The following is a 20,812-nucleotide window of genomic DNA, read 5'->3' on the forward strand; positions in this document are numbered from 1 at the left end:
TAAAGTGTCCAGTCTAATTGACATATGCTATGTCTAGCTAAGATGACATATGAACCACGCCTGAGGAGAGCGAAGCATGCTACTTGCCGAACGGATCGATGAGGCGGTGCGCAAAGCGGTCAGATCCGCGCGGACGGGAGTGACCCCGCCCAGGCTTGCCTCGGCGCTGGAATATGCCGTAACGCCGGGCGGTGCGCGGATCCGACCAACGATCCTTCTTTCGGTCGCCTGTGCCTGCGGCGACGACAGGCCCGCGCTTTCCGATGCGGCAGCCGCCGCGCTCGAGGTTCTGCATTGCGCAAGCCTTGTGCACGACGATCTGCCGATGTTCGACGATGCCGCCATGCGCCGGGGCAAGCCTTCGGTCCATCGGGCCTATAGCGAACCGCTGTCCCTGCTGACGGGCGACAGCCTGATCATTCTCGCGTTCGGCCTGCTGGCCCGCGCAGCCCCCGATGCCCCTGAAAGGGCCATGGCCCTTGTCGATATTCTTTCGCGCCGGTCTGGGATGCCCGACGGCATCTGCGCCGGTCAGGGTTGGGAGAGCGAGGCAGACATCGACCTTTCGGCCTATCACCGGTCGAAGACAGGTGCGCTGTTCGTGGCGGCGACCCAAATGGGCGCTGTGGCTGCGGGGCAGGACCCCGAGCCGTGGGAAGAGCTTGGCGCACGGATCGGCGAAGCGTTTCAGGTCGCCGATGACCTGCGCGACGCGCTCTGCGGTGAAGATGAGCTTGGCAAGCCAGTCGGGCAGGACGATCTGCACGGCCGCCCGAACGCCGTGAGCGTTCTTGGTGTGCGCGGCGCGGTCAGCAGGCTGGACGATATCCTTGCCGGTGCGATCTCGTCGATCCCGGCCTGCCCCGGCGAGGCCGCTCTTGCCAAGATGGTGCGCGCCTATGCCGACAAGATCGTTCCAAGTGCCGCGAGGCAACGGACAAGCGTTCCGGGCGAATGACCGAACTGACCGGCAACCCGCCCGATGGCAAAAGGCCCGCCCCCGCAACACAGGGCCCCGGGCTGATCAACAGGCTTGTCGCGTCCCGATCGTTTCAAAGCTGGGCGGCCCGCTTTCCCCTGACGCGCCGCATCGTGCGCCGTGAGGGAGAAGAGATGTTCGATCTGGTCGCGGGGTTCTGCCACAGCCAGATCCTGTCGGCGCTTGTCGGTCTGGGCATTCTCGATCTTTTGTCCGACGGCCCCAGGGAGGCTGGCCAGATCGGCCATGTCTGCTCCGTGCCGAAGGACCGGCTCGATATCCTTCTCAGGGCCGGTGAGTCGCTTGGCCTTCTGAAGTCGCAGCGCGGCAAAGTCCGGCTGACGCGGCGCGCGGCGGCATTGTCCGGTGTTCCCGGACTGCCCGAGATGATCCGCCATCACGAAGTGCTGTATCGTGATCTGGCCGACCCGGTCGGATTTTTCCGCGGCACCACCGAGACGGAGCTGGCGCGTTTCTGGCCCTATGTCTTTGGCGCTGGTGCCGCCGAGGACCCGGGCACGGCACAAAGATATTCCGAGCTGATGGCCGATTCGCAGGCGCTGGTTGCTGAAGACACTCTGGCTTCCGTCGATCTGTCATCGGTGCGCCACCTGATGGATGTCGGTGGTGGGACCGGCGCGTTTCTTGCCGCCGTTGCAAAGCAGGAACCGCGCCTCGATCTGACCCTTTTCGATCTTCCTGCCGTCGTCGGCGCCGCTCATCAAAGATTCGAAGACCTCGGCGTTACGGCGCGAATCGTTCCGGGCTCGTTTCGTGACGATCCGTTGCCGGATGGTGCTGATGCGATCAGCCTTGTTCGGGTTCTTTACGATCATCAGGACGACACTGTCCTGCAACTGTTGAGATCGGTCCATGACGCGCTGCCCGTCGGTGGCCGGCTGATCGTGTCGGAACCGATGACAGGATCCCGCCACCCCGAACGCGCCGGAGACGCCTATTTCGCTCTGTATTGCCTGGCGATGCAGACAGGTCGGGCCCGCTCTGCGAGCGAGATCGCGGAACTCGTCACGAAAGCGGGATTCGGCAACGTCCGGATCCCTGCATCGAGGCGGCCTTTCATAACCAGTGTCGTCGAAGCTGTCAGACAAACCTGACACTTCGATTGTCTAAACCAGTTGACACTTTGAGATGTCAGCTTAAACTGACACGTAACGCAAATGCCTGGTTCGGAACCAACGACCCAAGCGCAAACCGATAGGGGACGACGTGGACACAGCAGCCGTAATCCTGAAAGCTCCGGGGCAGATCGCGCTTGATCGCGTGACCCTGATCGAGCCGACGGCTGCCGATATCGTCGTCGAAATCTCGCATTCCGGAATCTCGACCGGCACGGAAAAGCTGTTCTGGTCCGGTGAGATGCCGCCATTTCCCGGCATGGGGTATCCGCTTGTCCCAGGCTATGAGGCCACGGGCGAAGTCGTCGAAGCCGGTCCGGATGCCAACATTCCGGTCGGCGCGCGGGTCTTCGTGCCGGGCGCATCATGCTATGAGGGCGCACACGGTCTTTTCGGAGGTTCTGCCCGCCGAATCGTCACCGCCGCGAGTCGCGTCACCCGGATCGATTCGGGCCTCGGTGCCTCTGGTGCGCTTCTGGCGCTTGCGGCGACGGCGCGCCACGCGATGGCCGGCCCGGACAAGACCGCGCCCGACCTGATCGTGGGCCACGGTGTTCTCGGTCGGCTTCTGGCGCGGCTGACGATTGCAGCCGGTTGCCCCGCTCCGACAGTCTGGGAGATCGATCCCGAACGGATGAGCGGTGCGAGCGGATATGAGGTCACGACGCCGGATGCCGATACACGCCGCGACTATCGCGCAATCTACGATGCATCGGGCCAGGGCGCGCTCCTGAATGATTTTGTTGGCCGCCTGACCCGCGGTGGCGAGGTTGTTCTGGCGGGCTTCTATACCCAGCCGCTCAGTTTCGCATTTCCGCCGGCCTTCATGAAAGAAGCCCGGTTCCGGATCGCCGCCGAATGGGCGCCCGACGACATGATCGCAACGCGGTCGCTTGTCGAAAGCGGGACCCTGCGGCTCGACGACCTGATCACCCACACGATGGCAGCCTCGGATGCGTCCGAAGCTTACCGGACGGCCTTTGGCGATCCGGCCTGCCTCAAGATGATCCTCGACTGGAAAGGTGCCTCATGAAGGACGACGTTCCGAATCTTAAGGACTACGACGCCAATCTTCGTGATGAAGCGGCGGAACCATCGCTTGAGGTCCCGCAGGGCGAGCCCACATCCAAGACGCAGATCATCGCGATCTATGGTAAGGGTGGCATTGGCAAAAGCTTCACGCTGGCCAACCTCAGCCACATGATGGCCGAGCAGGGCAAACGCGTTCTTCTGATCGGTTGCGATCCGAAATCCGACACGACGTCGCTGCTGTTCGGCGGCAAGGCGTGCCCGACCATCATCGACACCTCGTCGCAGAAAAAGATCGCCGGCGAAGAGGTCAAGATCGGGGATGTCTGCTTCAAGCGGGGCGGTGTCTTCGCGATGGAACTGGGCGGACCGGAGGTTGGCCGCGGTTGCGGTGGGCGCGGCATCATCCACGGTTTCGAACTTCTCGAGAAGCTGGGCTTCCATGACTGGGACTTCGACTATGTCCTTCTGGATTTCCTCGGTGACGTGGTCTGCGGCGGGTTCGGCCTTCCGATCGCGCGGGACATGGCGCAGAAAGTGATCCTCGTCGCCTCGAATGACCTGCAGTCGCTGTACGTCGCCAACAACGTGTGCTCGGCGGTGGAATATTTCCGCAAGTTGGGCGGCAATGTCGGCGTCGCGGGCCTCGTGATCAACAAGGATGACCATTCCGGCGAGGCGCAGGCCTTTGCCAAGGCGGTCAACATCCCGGTTTTGGCCGCGATCCCGCAGGACGATGACCTGCGCAAGAAATCCGCCAATTACCAGATCGTCGGCACGATGGAGAGCCCCTGGGGCCCCCTCTTTGCCGAGCTGGGAATGAACGTGGCAGAGGCGCCGCCGATCCGGCCCGCGCCTCTGGATCAGGACGGCCTGCTTGGCCTGTTCGACAGCAAGGATACCGGCGGCGACGTCGTGCTTGAGCCTGCGACCGATGCCGACATGCGCGGCAAGAACGCCAAGCCCATGGAAAGCCTCGAGGTGATCTATGACGACGCCTGATCCGAAAACGCAAACCGACCCGAACGACCTTCTTCAACAGGCAAGCCGCGAACAGCTGCTTCGGCTGCTGGAGGATATCCGCAAGGTCAAACCATGGTACGACCGGGAGCCGATGGGGCGGGCATGAGTGACGAAGTCAAATATGACGACGCCGCCGAGGCTCCTGTCCTGACGGGAACGCCGAGGGAGGCCGTCGAGGTCCTGCCTGAAGGCACGCCGCCGGGCCTGGGCTGCCATTCCGGATCCGAGATGAAGGACGCCGCCCGCATGGCCGGCCAGTCCGAACTGCTTGACCAATTCGCGAAAGACTATCCGCAGGGCCCCCACGATCAGCCGCAAAGCATGTGTCCGGCATTCGGATCGCTGCGCGTCGGCCTTCGGATGAAGCGGGTTGCAACCGTCCTGTCGGGTTCCGCCTGCTGCGTCTACGGCCTGACGTTCGTGTCGCATTTCTACGGTGCGCGCCGCTCGGTCGGTTATGTTCCGTTCAATTCCGAGACGCTGGTCACCGGCAAGCTGTTCGAGGACATCCGCGAAAGCGTTCACGACCTTGCCGATCCAGATCTTTATGACGCCATCGTCGTGACGAACCTTTGCGTGCCGACCGCATCCGGTGTGCCGCTGAGGCTCCTGCCCGAAGAGATCAATGGTGTCCGGATCGTAGGCATCGACGTGCCCGGATTCGGTGTCCCGACCCATGCTGAAGCAAAAGACGTCCTTGCGGGTGCGATGCTCTCTTATGCCCGCAAGGAGGCCAAGGCCGGTCCGGTCCAGGCCCCTGCATCGGGCAAGTCGGACCGGCCGACGGTCACGCTTCTTGGCGAGATGTTCCCGGCCGACCCGGTGATGATCGGCGCGATGCTTGCACCGCTTGGCCTTGCGGCGGGACCGGTTGTCCCCGCGCGCGAATGGCGCGAGCTTTATGCCGCGCTTGATTGCGGCGCGGTTGCAGCGATCCACCCGTTCTATACCGCCTCGATCCGCGAATTTACCAATGCCGGTCGTCCGGTTGTCGGATCTGCCCCTGTCGGCCACGATGGTACCGCCGCCTGGCTTTCTGCCATCGGCGACGCCTTCGGCTTGCCGGCAGACCAGGTCGCCGCTGCACAAAACGCTTTCCTTCCCGCGATCAAGGGAGCGCTTGCCAGCGCGCCCATCGACGGCACGATCACGCTGTCGGGCTATGAAGGGTCAGAGCTTCTGGTCGCGCGCCTTCTGATCGAAAGCGGCGCCAAGGTTCCCTACGTGGGCACCGCCTGCCCGCGCACCGAATGGTCCCGCCCCGATGCCGAATGGCTCGAGGCGAAGGGCGTGAAGATCAAGTATCGCGCCTCTCTCGAAGATGATCTCGCCGCGATGGAGGCGATCCGCCCCGACCTTGCCATCGGCACGACACCGGTTGTCCAGAAGGCCAAGGAAATGGGTGTGCCCGCGCTCTATTTCACGAACCTTATCTCGGCCCGCCCCCTTATGGGCCCGGCAGGTGCGGGAAGCCTCGGACAGGTCGTGAATGCCGCGATCGCCGGGAAAGAGCGGATGGACCGGATGCGCGACTTCTTCGAAGGGGTCGGTCATGGCGATACGGCGGGCGTCTGGGAAGGCAGCCCGAACCTGCGCCCCGACTTCCGTGCGCAGCACCAGAAGAAACTCGACAAGCTGGCCCGTGCCGCCAAAGCGCAGGAGATGATCTGATGGCCACGATCCATCATATCACAGCCCGTCGGGAAGCGGCACATCCTGCCCCTCGGACAAAGGGGGGCCCGGCATGCTAGTCACGGATCATGACCGCGCAGGCGGCTATTGGGGATCGGTCTACGCGTTCACCGCGGTGAAGGGCCTTCAGGTCGTGATCGACGGCCCCGTCGGCTGCGAAAACCTGCCCGTCACCAGTGTTCTGCATTACACGGACGGATTGCCGCCCCACGAATTGCCGATCGTCGTCACCGGCCTTGGCGAAACCGAGATGGGTGCCGGCACCGAAGAGGCGATGAAACGCGCCTGGGATACGCTTGATCCCGCGCTTCCCGCCGTTGTCGTGACCGGATCGATCGCCGAGATGATCGGCGGCGGCGTGACGCCGCAAGGCACCAACATTCAGCGGTTCCTTCCGCGCACCATCGACGAAGATCAGTGGGAAAGCGCGGATCGCGCTATGACCTGGCTGTTCACCGAATTTGGCATGACCAAGGGTCGGATGCCTCCCGAGAAGAAACGCGAAGAGGGCGACGCCCCCCGCGTGAACATCCTCGGGCCGATGTATGGCGTGTTCAACATGCCCTCCGATCTGGCCGAGATACGCCGCCTGGTCGAAGGGATCGGCGCCGAGGTCAACATGGTCATGCCGCTGGGCAGCCACCTGGCCGAGATGCGCAACCTCGTGAATGCGGATGTGAACATCTGCATGTATCGCGAATTCGGCCGCGGGCTGTGCGAAGTGCTTGGCAAGCCGTATCTGCAGGCGCCCTTCGGGATCGACAGCACGACACGGTTCCTGCGCAAGCTCGGCGAATTGCTGGGCCTTGATCCCGAACCGTTCATCGAGCGGGAAAAGCATTCGACGATCAAACCGGTCTGGGATCTGTGGCGCTCTGTCACGCAGGATTTCTACGCGACCGCCGAATTCGCCATTGTCGCGAACGAGACCTATGCTCGCGGTGTGCGCCACTACCTCGAGGGTGATCTGGGCTTCCCCTGCGCCTTTGCCGTGGCACGCGTCCGGGGCAAGAAGACCAACAACGAAGAAGTTCGCGCGATGATGGCCGAGAAGCGGCCGCTTATCGTGATGGGGTCCATCAACGAAAAGATGTATCTCGCCGAGCTGAAGGGCGGACACGGGCCAAGCCCCGCGTTCATTCCCGCCTCGTTCCCCGGCGCTGCGATCCGCCGCGCCACCGGCACGCCCTTCATGGGCTATGCCGGGGCGACCTACATTCTGCAGGAAGTGTGCAACGGGCTTTTCGATGCGCTGTTCCACATCCTGCCTCTGGGCACCGAGATGGACGCGGGCGATGCCACGCTTACACCTCTGCGCCGAGATTTCCCATGGGATGCCGATGCGCAGGCCCGCCTCGACGAGATCGTGGCCACGCATCCCATTCTGACACGCATTTCCGCCGCGAAATCCCTTCGGGATGCGGCGGAACGCGCCGCGCTCGATGCCGGCGCCGAACGAGTGGTCCTCGAGACAGTCGAGAGCCTCGAAAAGTCACCCTCAGGAGGAGGCCGGACATGACCGACTTTACAACGGACGCCCCGATCGTACGCGAGCGCCATGCGCCGCCCCGGCGGGAATTCTACGCGTATTTCGCGATCATCTTCCTCGCGGCATTGCCGCTCGCCCTGCTGACATGGGCGCTTGGCGCCGCGCGCCGGATGGAGCTGCCCGAAAAGGGCCCCGTCTCCCGCGCCTGGACGCAGGCAAGGATCATCACGCCGCACATCTTCTCGGCGTAACGGAACAGCGCCCGGGAAACCGGGACACGAATTCGCCAAGGCCTCCTCATGGAGGTGTGGCGGAAAAGAGGACGGAGGACTAGCCTCCGTCGGCCCCAGCCGCGGGGTGTGCGGCGTCAGTACATTTTTCGAAAGGGAAAACATGGCTGACAATTCCGACCTGTCCTTCACGGGTCTGACCGACGAACAGGCGCAGGAACTGCACTCGGTGTATATGAGCGGGCTGTGGATCTTCACGATCGTGGCCGTCGTCGCTCATATCCTGACGTACATCAAACTGCCCTGGTTCAGCTGGTAAGGAGGAAGAGGCACAATGGCACAGTTCTACAAGATCTGGCTCATCTTCGACCCCCGCCGCGTGTTCGTGGCGCAGGGCGTATTTCTCTTCCTGCTGGCGGCGATGATTCACCTCGTCCTGCTCAGCAATCCGGAGACAAACTGGTTCCAGCTCGCCTTTGCAGGCGACATGTAACCGGACCTGCCAGAGTCCAAGATACCGCTGCGGGCGGGGCCTCTTCGCCCGCAGCAGACCAACCTAATGAGACGATGACAACTGACCCCGGCGGCCAGCCCTTGTCATCCAGTAACGGAGACGGAAGATGGCTCAGCTCAGCTTCGAAAGAAAGTACCGCATACGAGGCGGTACGCTGGTTGGCGGAGATCTGTTCGACTTCTGGGTGGGGCCTTTCTATGTGGGCTTCTTCGGAGTCACGACATTCTTCTTCGCTGCCCTCGGCACGATCCTGATTTTCTACGGAACGGCGATGGAAGGAGTCTGGAACCCCTGGCTGATCTCCATTGACCCTCCGGCGCTTGAAGTCGGGCTTGGTGCCGCGCCGCTCCTGGAGGGCGGCCTCTGGCAGATCATCACCATTTGCGCGATCGGGGCTTTCACCTCGTGGATGATGCGCGAGGTGGAGATTTGCCGAAAACTGGGGATCGGATATCACGTTCCCTTCGCATTCGGTGTGGCGATCCTTGCCTATGTCACGCTTGTCGTGATCCGGCCGGTTCTGCTGGGCGCCTGGGGGCACGCGTTTCCCTATGGCATCTGGAGCCACCTCGATTGGGTGAACAACGTGGGCTATGCCTACGGGAACTTTCACTACAATCCGGCGCATATGATCGCGATCACGTTCTTCTTCACGAACGCGCTTGCGCTCGCCCTGCACGGCTCTCTGGTTCTGTCCGCGGTGAACCCTTCCAAAGGCACCGAGGTCAAGACACCGGATCATGAAGACACTTATTTCCGTGATCTCATCGGCTATTCCATCGGGCCGCTTGGTATCCACCGTCTGGGCCTGTTCCTGGCGCTGAATGCCGGCCTGTGGAGCGCGATCTGCATCGTCATTTCCGGCACGATCTGGTTCGACGAATGGATCGTCTGGTGGGATTGGTATTATGAGCTGCCCTGGTGGGTGGACCTTTAAGGAGGAGATGACCAATGGCTGAATATCAGAACATCTTCACCCAGGTGCAGGTTCAGGGCCCGCCAGAGATGGGTATGGACAACGAGAACAACCTTGCCGAAGGACGTTTCGGCAAGCCAGGGTTCTCCTCGCTGTTCGGTGCCTTCGGCAACGCCCAGCTTGGCCCCATCTACCTCGGCCCGTTCGGGGTGGTGAGCCTGGCTACCGGCTTCCTGTGGTTCTTCATTGTCGGCATGTCCTTCTGGGCGCAGGTCGATTATTCGCCCGCCGTGTTCCTTCGGGATCTGTTCTGGCTTGCGCTGGAACCCCCGGGTCCGGAATACGGGCTGGGCTTTGCCCCGCTTGACGAGGGCGGTTGGTGGCTTATCGCCAGCTTCTTCCTGCTGATCAGCGTGATCAGCTGGTGGATCCGCACCTACCTGCGGGCCGAAGAACTGGGCATGGGCAAGCATGTCGCATGGGCATTCGCCTCCGCGATCTGGCTGTTCCTCGTCCTGGGCCTCATCCGGCCTGTCCTCATGGGCAGCTGGTCCGAGGCGGTGCCTTACGGCATCTTCCCGCACCTCGACTGGACCAACCTGTTCTCCATCATCCACGGGAACCTGTTCTACAATCCGTTCCACGCGCTTTCGATCGTGTTCCTTTATGGCTCGGCCCTGCTGTTCGCCATGCACGGGGCGACGATCCTCGCCGTCAGCCGCTTTGGCGGTGAGCGCGAGATCGAACAGATCGTCGATCGCGGAACGGCCTCCGAACGGGCGGCGCTCTTCTGGCGCTGGACCATGGGCTTCAACGCCACGATGGAGGGCATTCACCGCTGGGCCTGGTGGTTCGCAGTTCTCACGACGCTGACTGGCGGGATCGGTATCCTGCTGTCGGGAACCGTTGTCGATAACTGGTACGTCTGGGCGCAGCAGCATGGCTACGCGCCGATGAACTGAAAGGAGTGATAGTCATGAGCGACGACCATCAATATCTCGAAATGACGCGCCGCGGACGACTGGTAGCGGATGTCACCTTCCTGATGCTCAAGGGCGCAGGCTACGCAGCACTCTTCGTCTTCGTGATCTGGCTGGCAATCGCCGTCATCGCGGCAGTGGGCGACGCACTCCCCGACAGGAGCCGCGAAACCCCGGACCCGATCAACAGGTCCGAGATCGTGCTGCCCTACGAACCTTCGGTGAGCCAGCTCACCTGAGAAAAGGCCGGGGCGGACCAGCCGTTCGCCCCGCCTCTCGGATCGGGCCACTCCCTCCCGGTTTTGGTCCGATACTTGGGGTCGACGTCGAACGCGAAGATCCCAGTTCCCTTCCTGTTGGCTACAGGAGACTGGCGTCACGAGGGGCAAAACCTTTCGTGACGCCTTTTTCGTCCAGGCTTCCAAGGAGCGCCAAGATGACCGGATCCGATAATCACAGCCCTGCAACGCCGCTGCTCGACCGGGTGCGATACCCTGCCGACATCCGGCATCTCACGGATCAGGAGCTTACCCGGCTTGCAGATGAACTGCGGTCCGAAACGGTCGCGGCGGTCAGCCGGACCGGCGGGCACCTCGGATCGTCACTTGGCGTGGTGGAACTGAGCGTGGCGATCCACGCGGTCTTCGACACCCCGCGAGACAAGCTGATCTGGGATGTCGGGCACCAGTGTTATCCCCATAAGATCCTGACCGGCAGGCGCGACCGTATGGGAACGCTGCGCCAGGAAGGCGGCCTTTCGGGCTTCACCAAACGCGCAGAGAGCGACTATGACCCTTTTGGCGCGGCGCATAGTTCAACCTCGATCTCGGCGGCCCTCGGATTTGCGACGGGGCGCGATCTGGGCATGGATACCGGGGACGCGATCGCCGTGATCGGCGACGGATCGATCAGCGCCGGCATGGCCTACGAGGCGCTCAACAACGCGGGGCACGAAGGGCGGCGGCTGTTCGTGATCCTGAATGACAACGAAATGTCGATCGCTCCCCCGGTCGGAGCGATGTCGAAATACCTCTCCGGCCTCTATGCGTCGCCCCTGGGCGAGATGCATCGCATGGCCGAAGGCTTCGAGGCTGCTTTGCCCGGGCCCCTGCGCGACCACGCGCGCCGCGCGCGGCAGATCGTCATGGGCATGCCCGGCGGTCAGGGCACGATCTTCGAGAATCTCGGTTTTTCCTACGTGGGCCCGATCGACGGGCACGACATGGCACAGCTGATGCCGGTGCTGCGCGCTGCGCGCACCCGGGCGACGGGGCCGGTCCTGATCCATTGCTGCACGGTCAAGGGCAAGGGCTATGCCCCGGCCGAAAGATCAGCTGACAAGTATCATGGCGTTTCAAAGTTCGACGTGGGCACGGGCACGCAGGCCAAGTCGCTGCCGAACGCGCCGTCCTACACCAAGGTCTTCGGCCAGGCATTGACCCGTGAGGCTGAACGCGACAGCCGGGTCGTCGCGGTGACCGCCGCGATGCCATCGGGGACGGGCGTCGACATCATGTCGAAAAGGTTCCCGTCACGCGTCTTTGACGTGGGGATCGCCGAACAGCATGCGGTGACGTTCAGTGCCGGCATGGCCGCAAGCGGGCTGAAACCGTTCTGTGCGATCTATTCCACATTCCTTCAGCGCGGCTATGACCAGATCGTCCATGACGTGGCGCTGCAATCGCTTCCTGTCAGGTTCCCGATCGACAGGGCCGGCCTTGTCGGCGCCGACGGGCCCACCCATGCCGGTGCCTTCGACATCGGATACCTTGCCGCATTGCCCAACATGGTGGTCATGGGGGCCTCGGACGAGGCAGAGCTTGTTCACATGATCCGGACAGCCGTCGATTATGACGAGGGGCCCATTGCCTTCCGCTATCCCCGCGGCGAAGGCGAGGGGGTGGAGATGCCCGAAACGGGAACCGCATTGGAGATCGGCAGGGGCAGGATCGTGTCCGAGGGATCGGACATCGCGATCCTGTCGTTCGGCGCCCATCTTGGCGTGTGCCGCAGGGCCAAGACATTACTCGAGGCCAACGGGCTGAGCGTGACGCTGGCCGATGCCCGGTTCGCCAAGCCGCTGGATCACGCGTTGATCCGGCAGCTCGTCTCTCACCACAAGGCCCTGATCACCGTGGAACAGGGGGCCCGGGGCGGCTTTGGCGCGATGGTCCTGCATTATCTGGCCAATGACGGCCTTCTGGGGCGGGCCTGCCAGGTGCGCACCATGACCTTGCCTGACCGGTTCATCGATCAGGCCGCACCCGATGCGATGTATGCCGACGCCGGGCTGACGCCCGTCGACATCGCCGCAACGGCACTCGAGGCGGCCGGGATAGAACCGGCGTCGGTATCCTTGGGATTGGTCTGAGAACACGGCCCGGGTTCAGACCCGGGCGGCCATCTCTCCGAAGATCTTCTCGGAATGCTCGGCAAGATAGATGCGGAGCCAGGGCGTGAACTCCCACGGCCTGCGGCGGACCTGAACCTTCAGCTCATAAAGATCGACCCAGCGCGTCTCCATCACCTCATCGGGGTTTGGCGTGATCACGAGGTCATCGGGCGCATTGGCGATGAAGATATCGACGACCTCGTGTTCGGTCAGGTTGCCGCCGACATTGGCGCGATATTCGACCCTGTCCCGGAATGACGGGTAAAGCCCGGTGATCCCGAGCTCTTCGCCCAGCCGGCGCACCGCGCAATCGGCAGGGGATTCGTCCCATTCCGGATGGGTGCAACAGGTGTTCGCCCAAAGGCCGGGCGTGTGATATTTGCCCATCGCACGCTGCTGGATCAGCACCCGCCCCTGATTGAGGACAAATATGCTCACCGCCTTGTGCCTGAGGCCCAGTTGGTGAACCTCGAGCTTTTCAACCGGGACGAGCGTTCCGTCCCGCCAGGCGGGGATCATGTCCTTCATGGGGCTCTCCACGTCTTCAGGTTCTGAGCGGGGAAACAAGACCCCAGAGATGCGCGATGTTCTTAGCGCCAATCTTGAGGTGAGCCAATGGGCGCGACCTCACGAGTTCCTTGTTCATATAGGCCTCGAAGGTCAGCTTCTGAACATCGATATCGTGACACAGGGAAACGAACCGTTCGCGACGTTCGTCGCTGCGGTAATAGGCGTTCTGCATGGCGCCAAGGATCCGGAAGACCGCGCCGTGTTCTTTCAGGAACAGCTTGCGCGCCAGTTGCAGATCTTTCACGCGGCCCGTGGCGAGGCAGGCGGCCGCCGCTGTCGCCGCGACCCGGCCGCCGACCATGGCGTAGAAGATACCCTCGCCCGAGGAGGGCGCCACGACGCCCGCGGCATCGCCGGCGAGAACCACGTCGCGGCCATTGTCCCACCGATCAAGCGGTTTGAGAGGGATAGGTGCCCCTTCCTTGCGGATCGTCTTGCAGCCATCAAGACCCGAGGCCAGCCGAAGGGCGGCCGTCGCAGCCTTGAGGTTCACGCCGTCAAGCCCGGTGCCCATTCCAACCGAGGCCTGCGGGCCATGCGGAAAGACCCAGCCATAGAAATCCGGGCTGATCGAGCCGTCATAGATCACGTCGCATCTGTCGGGGCGGTATTCGCCCACGGCGCCCGGCGCCTCGATGATCTCGTGATAGGCGATGACGTAAGGGATCTTGTCCCCGCCCGGCACCTCGTCGCGGGCCACGTCGGACCTTGCGCCATCGGCGCCGATCACAAGACGGGCGTCGAGGGCCTTTTCCACGCCGCTGGCCTTTTCGCGGTAGATGACCCGGGGATGCCCGGCATCGCGTTCGATCCGCAGATAGGTGCCCGTCACGCGTTCGGCCCCGGCTTCGGCGGCACGGTTGCGCAGGAACTCGTCGAAATGCTCGCGGTCGACCATGCCGACAAAGCCGTCCTCGATCGGTATATCGACCTTTCGCCCGGTGGGAGAGATCATGCGCGCCGTGCTGATCCGGGCCACGATCTGATCGTCGGGGATGTTGAAGTCGCGGATAAGCCGCGGCGGAACCGCACCACCGCAGGGCTTGATCCGACCCGCACGATCCAGGAGTGCGACGGTCTTGCCCGAACGGACAAGATCCTCGGCGGCGGTAGCACCTGACGGCCCTCCACCCACGACCACGACATCATATTGCATCATCATTCTCCCGGGACCATCGCGGCCGATTGCCGGCTTCGGTCCATGATCTGTGCGGCCATCAGGGCCGCCGCGACAAAGATTGCGGCCTCGAAGAGGAAGACCGCGCCAAAAGCTTGTTCATCCGTCACAAGCCGACGCATCACATCGACAAGCGCGGTGCCCATCAGGCCACCGAACCCCGCTGCTACAGCTTGCGCTGCGCCCCAAAGGCCCATCCGCGTGCCTTCGCGTCTGTCACGGCCTTCGCCGGCCAGAGCCATCATCGAACCGATGGCGGCGACCGCGAACATGCCGTTGAAGAAGCCGAGCGAGACGACTGCCGGCACAAGCGGCGCGCCGGGGCCAAGCGATCCCAGTGACGAGATCGCGGCAAGAGAGACGGCCGAGCCAAGGCAACCGACGATCACCCATGACCGAAGAACTCCGATCCGCAGACCGGTGGCCGCGATGCCAACCGCCAGCATCCCGAGGAATACGCCGCCGTTCTGCGCGCCCGACAGCTGGGTCGATTGCCCCGGCGTGAAGTTGAAGACGATCCCGGCATAGGGCTCGAGGATCAGTTCCTGCATGAAATAGGCGGTCATCGACAGGAACACGAACAGCGTGAAATTGCGCGCACGGCGTTCGCCCCAGACTTCGGCAAGGCCTTCGCGGAACGGGGCGCTTTCCGGCTCGCGCACGGCGCGGACCGAACGTTCGATGCCCCAGACCGCGACGATGGTCAGCAGGACCGCGCCGCCTGTCACGATACCCACGATCTTCATCAGGAGCGCATGGGAATAAGGGTCGAGCTGGCCGCCCGCGATGCCCGCCGTCATGGCGATGCCGAAGATCATCATCAGCCAGGTGATCGTCGCCGCGGCCGGACGACGGCGATGAGAGGTCGCGGTCGCCAGCAAAGCCAGAAGCGAGGTGCCCGAGGCACCGACGCCAAGTCCGATCAGCGCGTAGGACAGGATCGACAGGACAAGGCCCGGCAACAGCGCGGTTTCAAGGACCATGATGCCGAACGCGGCACCTAGTGCGCCGACCGCCAGAATGGCCATCCCCCCGATGATCCAGCGTGTCCGGTGACCGCCGGCATCAGAGGCGAAACCCCAGCTGGGCCGGGTGATCTGGATGCCGTAGTGCAAGGCGACCAGCGCGCCCGGCAGAACCGCCGGCAGCGCAAGTTCCACCACCATCAACCGGTTGAGCGTCGATGTGGTCAGGACAACAATCGCGCCAAGCGCCATCTGGACAAGGCCAAGCCGAAAAATCTGGACCCAGGACAACGTCTTCATGTCAGACTGCTCCGATGCTGCGCAGTGCGAAGGCCGCGGCCAGCATGCCAAGGATGTAGGGGCCGATGCCGGTCCCGTTGAACCAGGGCGCCTTGCCCTTTGGATCGGTGAGCCAGACCCGCATCGCCCAGAACTGCACCAGCAACAGGGCCGCCACGATCCCGGCATGGACCGGCTTGCCCCAGGCAAAAAGGAGAGCGATGACGCCAAGCTGCGGCACCGTCATGACGACACAGGCGACGCGCGCGGCCCGTTCCGGGCCAAGCATCACGGGCAGGGAGTTCACACCCATCTGCCTGTCGCCTTCGAGCGCCTTGAAATCATTGATCGTCATCAGGCCATGCGCGCCGAGCCCGTAAAGAACGGCGATCATGATGACGTCCAATCCCGGTGCGCCAGCTGCCACGACGGCGGCCCCGGTGACCCACGGCAACGTCTCATAACTCAGCCCGACAAGGCCGGGGCCCCAGATGCCCGAGCGCTTGAGCCGGACCGGTTCCGCGGAATAGGCCCATGCAGCGAGAACGCCCAGAACCGTCGCGCCAAAGCCCCATGGGCCCAGCTGCCAGCCGATGATCAGCGACAGTACGGACATGGCCAAGGCGATCCATAGACCCCAGCGCCCGGGAATTCGTCCCGAAGGGATCGGCCGGTCGGGTTCGTTGATGGCGTCGACGTGCCGGTCGCACCAATCGTTGGCGGCCTGACTCATGCCGCAGACGATCGGACCGGCGAGGATGACGCCCAGAAGGATAAGACCCCATTGCCCCTCAGCCGATGCGCCGACCGATACCGCGCCACACAGATAGGCCCACATCGGTGGAAACCATGTGATTGGCTTGATCAGTCGAAGGGCTGCGCGGGGCTCGGGCCAGCGGCGGTCAGGCAGGGCAGGGGAGGTGGATGTGACACTCATACTGTCAGCTTAGGCTGACACAACTAGAGTCGGCAAGTGTAAACCTACATAGACATCATGACGCAGGCTCGCGAAATGCGCGCCTGACCGACCCGGGTTGTCAGGGAAGTGTGTCAGTCGTCGTTGGCCGACCTGGACAGAAGCCCGTATTTCCGCAGCTTCACATAAAGCGACTGCCGCGACAGGCCCAGCATCTCGGCCGCAGCCACTCGGTTGTTCATCGTCAGTTCGACCGCTGTTTCGATGCACATGCGTTCGACGACATTCGTCGTCTCGGCCACGATTTCCTTCAGCGTCGCATTCCCGACCAGCTCCATCACCGAACGGACGTTGTCATCCGTAACGGGTGTTCCGCCGACAGGACGAACCTGCTCGATCCGGCTTGCGTCGCGCATCAGGAAGCCGAAGATCCGTTTGTCATTCGCGTCGAGTGCCGTGATCGCGATCTCCACCGGACGCGGGCTTCCGTAGTCGCCCGAGATCTTCGTCGGATAAAGCCGCATGCGCCCCGTTCGGCTGGCATTCTCGGTCTGAACCTTCAGATCGACGGACCCCCGGAGGAAGTAGTCCGCAAGGTTGCGCCCCTTGACGTTGATGTCATGGGCGGCGTTGATCAGATCGAGAAAGCCCTCGTTCGCCGAAAGGATCGTTCCGTCCTCTGCGGCAAAGACGATCGCGTCAGGCCCCTGCATGTAAAGCGCGTCAAGGTTGCGGCCAAGGGCATCCGCCTGAGCTGCGACCCCTTCGTCCGGATCGATCCTGCAGAGCAGAAGACGCTCGCCGCCGGCGCGGAACAGCGTCGGCATGATCTTGACCGTCGCACCGTTCCTGTTCAGCTTTGCCGTCACCGGCCCTGACCGTTCGGTGATCGCCTGCGTGTTCAGCGTCTCGAGCAGATCGCCGCGTTTCACCATCTCGAATTCCGACGAGAACGGCGTGCTTGTCAGGTCGTCTTTCTGCTTGCCCAGCAGACCGGCGGCAACCGAATTGGCATCGGTGATCCGCCCCGTCGCCATCGACACGAAGACAAAGGCCTCGGTCGTCGATTCCATGACAACCCTGAACCGCGTGTCGGATTCACGCTGAAGTTCGAAATCCTGTTCAAGGGCGAGTTGTGCTCGAACCAGTTCCTGCTGCATCTCCGCAATCGGTCGAAGGTCTCGGCCAAGCATCAGGATCGCCCCGTCGGGCCCGATCCGGTGCAATGTATAGCGGATCGGAAAGCTCCACCGGCCCGACGAATCCTGATGGTTCAGCTCGATTGGCCGGCTTTCGTATTCACCCTCGAGGTATTCCTTGAAACGAACCTCGAATTTCCGGACGCTTTCCTCGGTGAGAGCGGCGTTGATATCCTGCCCCTCAAGGCTTTCAAGCGAACGAAACCTGTCCTGAGTCGGGTTGACCAGAACGGATAGAATCTTGCCCTTTTCGGAAACCACGATCGACAGGTCCGCGATCTCTGCGATGATGTCGCCAAGCATCTCGGGCGCGATCAGGGGTATGGCGCCGCTGTCCCAGTATCTTGTGCCGCGGGTCGTCATGCGGGCCCGGTCCGTTGCTGAGGCTGTGCCAGCATCTAAACCCTCCCCTCCGACCCAAGCGTCTCTTTCGGAGAGTTGACGCTTTGCAAGCTCGTTTTTTTGCAACGTCGAAGAGCCTCACTCAAGTCGTTCGTCACCAGGTCTGCCCCGGTTCTTGACTTGATCCGGTGCTCGATTGCCCCGCCGTCCCTCAGGATTGTTCCGCCGATCGCGATGCAAGTCCTTTCAGGTGAAGACGTTTTTGCAATTGTCACAAGTTCGGCCAACTTATCAAGACTTTCGCTTCCCGAAGCGGAAATCAAAACAAGATCGAATGACCATTCCGACACTGAATCGGAGATCGTCTCAATATTTTCGCCCATTATTGACCGCACATCATAGCCCAACCGTCGCAGCTTGCCGGTCAAGACAAGACCGCCAAGAGTATGGTTCCCGCCATCGGGGACGATCAGAAGAATGCGAAGGCGCGGCTCTTCCTCGGGCTGGGCGCCATACCAATCCGGGCCAAGGCTCCGAAGAAGCCGCTGGAGTCGTGCGCATCCGATCGTGACATGCGCGAAGCCCAGATTGTCGTCGCACCACCGATCGCCCAGCTCGTGCGCCACGTGGGGAACAAGCGTTTCCGCGATGGTTCGTGCGGACAGACCGGATGCGCGCAGGATCCCGACCTCGTCGAAAAGGGCGTCCTGATCCGATGCGAGGCAGGCGGTCGCAAGACGATAGACGATCGCATCGAACGCAACCTCTCCCGGAACGCCCTCTTTCGGGCCATTGCGGTTCAGCTGCGCCACCAGCGCCGACACGGGCTCCACTCCGGGAGCGTCCGAACGTGATCTCTTTATCTGGTCGTGATCGGGCAAAGCGCCGTTCCTTGAGATCGTAGACGATTCTGTCGGTGTCAGTCGTAGAAGACACCATGCTCTAACGCATTGTCATATGAGCGCAATGTAAGTGTCAAAGAAAACTGACATTTTTCTTACAGCCATCGCAGAATAGATCAAAAAACTATTAAAAACAGTGACTTGTCTGGATAACTGGTGATAGTTTCAATGCGATTATCGGCGTTTCATTATGTAAGTTAAAGTTGACACACCCTGCATTGCGGCCCTAGTCTTGACGCAATCGAACTGCCGGGGAACGCTTTCATGACGGCCAACACCTTACCAGACGTGCGCACACCGGTCGCGCCGACAGGGCTCTATACGCCCGAGGAAAGGCAGCGCCGTGATGCCACCAAGTGGACTCTCGTTCAGGGCGTTCTCGCGCCGCTGCAATTCGTCGTATTTCTCGTCTCGCTGACCCTCGTTGTCCGCTACCTCTGGACGGGTGAAGGTTACGTCGCAGCCAATGTGTCGATCGTGGCCAAGACAGCGGTCCTCTACCTGATAATGGTGACCGGCGCGATCTGGGAGAAAGTGGTCTTCGGCCAGTATCTTTTCGCCCCGGCGTTCTTCTGGGAAGACGTGTTCAGCTTTGTCGTAATCGCCCTTCATACCGCTTATATATATGCCCTATTTACAGGCGCGCTTGAGCCCTCCGCGCTCATGGCTGTCGCTCTGGCGGCCTATGCGACCTATGTCGTGAACGCAGGACAGTTCCTCTGGAAGCTGCGACAGGCACGCCTTCAGTCGGAGGGGCGGGCATGAACGCCCCGGCCAATCCCGCCGGCGGTGGCTGCCGCAATGCACCGATCCTGAAGGAACGCGGTCAGCGCGAAGTCTTCTGCGGCTTGACCGGGATCATCTGGCTGCACCGCAAGATGCAGGACGCCTTCTTCCTCGTGATCGGGTCGCGCACCTGCGCGCATCTTCTGCAATCGGCCGCGGGTGTCATGATCTTTGCCGAACCACGATTCGCGACGGCGATCCTCGAAGAGACCGATCTGGCCGGCATGGCCGATTCCCAGGCCGAGGTTGACAGCGTGGTCGCGCGCCTTCTGGAGCGGCGCCCCGACATTCGTCAGCTTTTCCTTGTCGGATCCTGCCCCTCCGAAGTGATCAAGATCGATCTGGCCAAGGCCGCTGAACGGCTCAGCGCCAAACATGCGCCGCGCGTCCGGGTCTTGAATTATTCCGGCTCTGGCATCGAGACGACCTTTACCCAGGGCGAAGATGCGGCACTGGCCGCGATGGTGCCCGTTCTGCCCGAAACGACAGAGCGCGAGCTTCTGGTCGTAGGTGCGCTCCCTGACGTTGTCGAAGACCAGATGGTCGATCTTCTCGACAAGCTGGGTGTCGGCCCCGTGCGGCTTCTGCCATCGCGCAATATCGATTCCGAGACGGGGATCGGGCCGAACACCGTTTTCGCGCTGGCCCAGCCGTTTCTGGGTGATACGCATGCCGCTCTCGAACGACGCGGCGCCCGGCACCTTCCTGCGCCCTTCCCCTTCGGTGAAGAGGGCACGACGGAATGGCTTCGTGTCATTGCCAATGAGTTCGGTGTCGACCCTGCCCATTTCGACGCGGTGACAGAGGCCCCGCGCGCCCGCGCCCGCAAGGCCGTGGCCGCCGCCACCGAAACGCTCGGCGGCAAGAGCCTGTTCTTCTTCCCCGATAGCCAGCTGGAAATCCCGCTGGCCCGGTTCCTGACTCGTGAATGCGGGATGACGGCGATCGAGGTCGGCAGCCCCTATATTCACGACGCGATCCACGGCCCTGATCTCGAGCTTCTGCCCGCCGGTCCCACGATCAGCGAAGGTCAGGATGTCGACAAGCAGCTGGAACGCGCCCGTGCCGCCCGGCCCGATCTGACGGTCTGTGGTCTTGGCCTTGCCAACCCCCTCGAGGCCGAAGGTCTCGCGACAAAATGGGCGATCGAGCTCGTGTTCACCCCGGTTCATTTCTACGAACAGGCCGGGGACCTTGCCGGTCTTTTCTCCCGTCCGCTGCGTCGCAAGGGCCTTCTGAAGCTGGAGGCCGCGGAATGATCTCGGGTCTCATCCTGCCGAAGTCTGCCTGTGTCGG

The 20,812-nt window shown here is 62.5% G+C and carries 22 protein-coding genes; 16 read left to right on the forward strand and 6 right to left on the reverse strand.

The features are described from left to right. The first annotated feature begins 76 nt into the window (after positions 1-76). From EP376_RS11295 to dxs, 14 genes are all read left to right on the forward strand, one after another. On the forward strand, positions 77-958 hold the full coding sequence (locus tag EP376_RS11295) for a polyprenyl synthetase family protein (RefSeq protein ID WP_127655626.1): 882 nt from the start codon (positions 77-79) through the stop codon (positions 956-958). Next, positions 955-2,094, forward strand: coding sequence for a methyltransferase (locus EP376_RS11300; RefSeq protein ID WP_127655627.1), 1,140 nt, complete (start codon positions 955-957; stop codon positions 2,092-2,094). Before EP376_RS11295 ends, EP376_RS11300 begins: the two co-directional genes overlap by 4 nt. A 112-nt stretch (positions 2,095-2,206) precedes the next feature. After that, the gene (bchC, locus tag EP376_RS11305; RefSeq protein ID WP_127655628.1) at positions 2,207-3,148 is read left to right on the forward strand and encodes a chlorophyll synthesis pathway protein BchC; all 942 of its coding nucleotides are present in this window, start codon (positions 2,207-2,209) and stop codon (positions 3,146-3,148) included. Next, the gene (locus EP376_RS11310; protein WP_127655629.1) at positions 3,145-4,146 is read left to right on the forward strand and encodes a chlorophyllide a reductase iron protein subunit X; all 1,002 of its coding nucleotides are present in this window, start codon (positions 3,145-3,147) and stop codon (positions 4,144-4,146) included. The genes bchC and EP376_RS11310 overlap by 4 nt, the downstream gene beginning before the upstream one ends. Further along, on the forward strand, positions 4,133-4,273 hold the full coding sequence (locus EP376_RS22995; RefSeq protein WP_164744915.1) for a hypothetical protein: 141 nt from the start codon (positions 4,133-4,135) through the stop codon (positions 4,271-4,273). The genes EP376_RS11310 and EP376_RS22995 overlap by 14 nt, the downstream gene beginning before the upstream one ends. Continuing rightward, a complete protein-coding gene (gene bchY / locus EP376_RS11315; RefSeq protein WP_127655630.1) occupies positions 4,270-5,838 on the forward strand; it encodes a chlorophyllide a reductase subunit Y in 1,569 nt (522 codons plus the stop codon). Before EP376_RS22995 ends, bchY begins: the two co-directional genes overlap by 4 nt. A gap of 73 nt (positions 5,839-5,911) precedes the next feature. Next, on the forward strand, positions 5,912-7,378 hold the full coding sequence (bchZ, locus tag EP376_RS11320) for a chlorophyllide a reductase subunit Z (RefSeq protein ID WP_127655631.1): 1,467 nt from the start codon (positions 5,912-5,914) through the stop codon (positions 7,376-7,378). Beyond that, the gene (pufQ, locus tag EP376_RS11325; protein ID WP_127655632.1) at positions 7,375-7,599 is read left to right on the forward strand and encodes a cytochrome PufQ; all 225 of its coding nucleotides are present in this window, start codon (positions 7,375-7,377) and stop codon (positions 7,597-7,599) included. Before bchZ ends, pufQ begins: the two co-directional genes overlap by 4 nt. A gap of 142 nt (positions 7,600-7,741) precedes the next feature. Then, positions 7,742-7,897: a light-harvesting antenna LH1, beta subunit gene (gene pufB, locus EP376_RS11330; protein ID WP_127655633.1), complete on the forward strand. Its 156-nt coding sequence runs from the start codon at positions 7,742-7,744 to the stop codon at positions 7,895-7,897. Positions 7,898-7,912: 15 nt separating this feature from the next. Beyond that, positions 7,913-8,071 carry a light-harvesting antenna LH1, alpha subunit gene (gene pufA, locus EP376_RS11335; protein ID WP_127655634.1) on the forward strand — a complete coding sequence of 53 codons (159 nt, stop codon included), beginning with the start codon at positions 7,913-7,915 and terminating at the stop codon, positions 8,069-8,071. A 127-nt stretch (positions 8,072-8,198) separates the two neighbouring features. Then, positions 8,199-9,029, forward strand: coding sequence for a photosynthetic reaction center subunit L (gene pufL / locus EP376_RS11340; RefSeq protein WP_127655635.1), 831 nt, complete (start codon positions 8,199-8,201; stop codon positions 9,027-9,029). Between the two features lie 14 nt (positions 9,030-9,043). Then, on the forward strand, positions 9,044-9,970 hold the full coding sequence (gene pufM / locus EP376_RS11345; protein ID WP_127655636.1) for a photosynthetic reaction center subunit M: 927 nt from the start codon (positions 9,044-9,046) through the stop codon (positions 9,968-9,970). Between the two features lie 14 nt (positions 9,971-9,984). Continuing rightward, entirely contained in the window at positions 9,985-10,227 is a 243-nt protein-coding gene (gene pufX / locus EP376_RS11350; protein WP_127655637.1) for an RC-LH1 core complex protein PufX, read from the forward strand. Between the two features lie 197 nt (positions 10,228-10,424). Beyond that, entirely contained in the window at positions 10,425-12,359 is a 1,935-nt protein-coding gene (gene dxs, locus EP376_RS11355; RefSeq protein WP_127655638.1) for a 1-deoxy-D-xylulose-5-phosphate synthase, read from the forward strand. Positions 12,360-12,374: 15 nt separating this feature from the next. Here dxs and idi read toward each other — a convergent pair whose 3' ends face one another. From idi to EP376_RS23190, 6 genes are all read right to left on the reverse strand, one after another. After that, positions 12,375-12,908 (reverse strand): isopentenyl-diphosphate Delta-isomerase, encoded by a 534-nt coding sequence (gene idi, locus EP376_RS11360; RefSeq protein WP_127655639.1) that lies wholly within the window; start codon positions 12,906-12,908, stop codon positions 12,375-12,377. 16 nt (positions 12,909-12,924) lie between these two features. Beyond that, positions 12,925-14,106: a geranylgeranyl diphosphate reductase gene (locus EP376_RS11365; protein ID WP_127655949.1), complete on the reverse strand. Its 1,182-nt coding sequence runs from the start codon at positions 14,104-14,106 to the stop codon at positions 12,925-12,927. A 2-nt stretch (positions 14,107-14,108) separates the two neighbouring features. Further along, positions 14,109-15,392, reverse strand: a complete 1,284-nt coding sequence (locus EP376_RS11370) for a BCD family MFS transporter (protein WP_127655640.1) — start codon at positions 15,390-15,392, stop codon at positions 14,109-14,111. A 1-nt stretch (position 15,393) separates the two neighbouring features. Continuing rightward, the gene (gene chlG, locus EP376_RS11375) at positions 15,394-16,308 is read right to left on the reverse strand and encodes a chlorophyll synthase ChlG (protein WP_127655641.1); all 915 of its coding nucleotides are present in this window, start codon (positions 16,306-16,308) and stop codon (positions 15,394-15,396) included. Positions 16,309-16,421: 113 nt separating this feature from the next. Then, positions 16,422-17,849: a transcriptional regulator PpsR gene (ppsR, locus tag EP376_RS11380; protein ID WP_127655642.1), complete on the reverse strand. Its 1,428-nt coding sequence runs from the start codon at positions 17,847-17,849 to the stop codon at positions 16,422-16,424. A gap of 35 nt (positions 17,850-17,884) precedes the next feature. Then, a complete protein-coding gene (locus tag EP376_RS23190) occupies positions 17,885-18,709 on the reverse strand; it encodes a cobalamin B12-binding domain-containing protein (protein ID WP_127655643.1) in 825 nt (274 codons plus the stop codon). 285 nt (positions 18,710-18,994) lie between these two features. Here EP376_RS23190 and bchF point away from each other — a divergent pair, with 285 nt between their 5' ends. Then, the gene (bchF, locus tag EP376_RS11390) at positions 18,995-19,495 is read left to right on the forward strand and encodes a 2-vinyl bacteriochlorophyllide hydratase (protein WP_127655644.1); all 501 of its coding nucleotides are present in this window, start codon (positions 18,995-18,997) and stop codon (positions 19,493-19,495) included. Further along, positions 19,492-20,775 (forward strand): ferredoxin:protochlorophyllide reductase (ATP-dependent) subunit N, encoded by a 1,284-nt coding sequence (locus EP376_RS11395; RefSeq protein ID WP_127655645.1) that lies wholly within the window; start codon positions 19,492-19,494, stop codon positions 20,773-20,775. Before bchF ends, EP376_RS11395 begins: the two co-directional genes overlap by 4 nt. Positions 20,776-20,812 lie beyond the last annotated feature (37 nt).

Origin of the sequence: Alexandriicola marinus (genome assembly GCF_004000435.1) — a bacterium.
Lineage (GTDB): Bacteria > Pseudomonadota > Alphaproteobacteria > Rhodobacterales > Rhodobacteraceae > Alexandriicola > Alexandriicola marinus.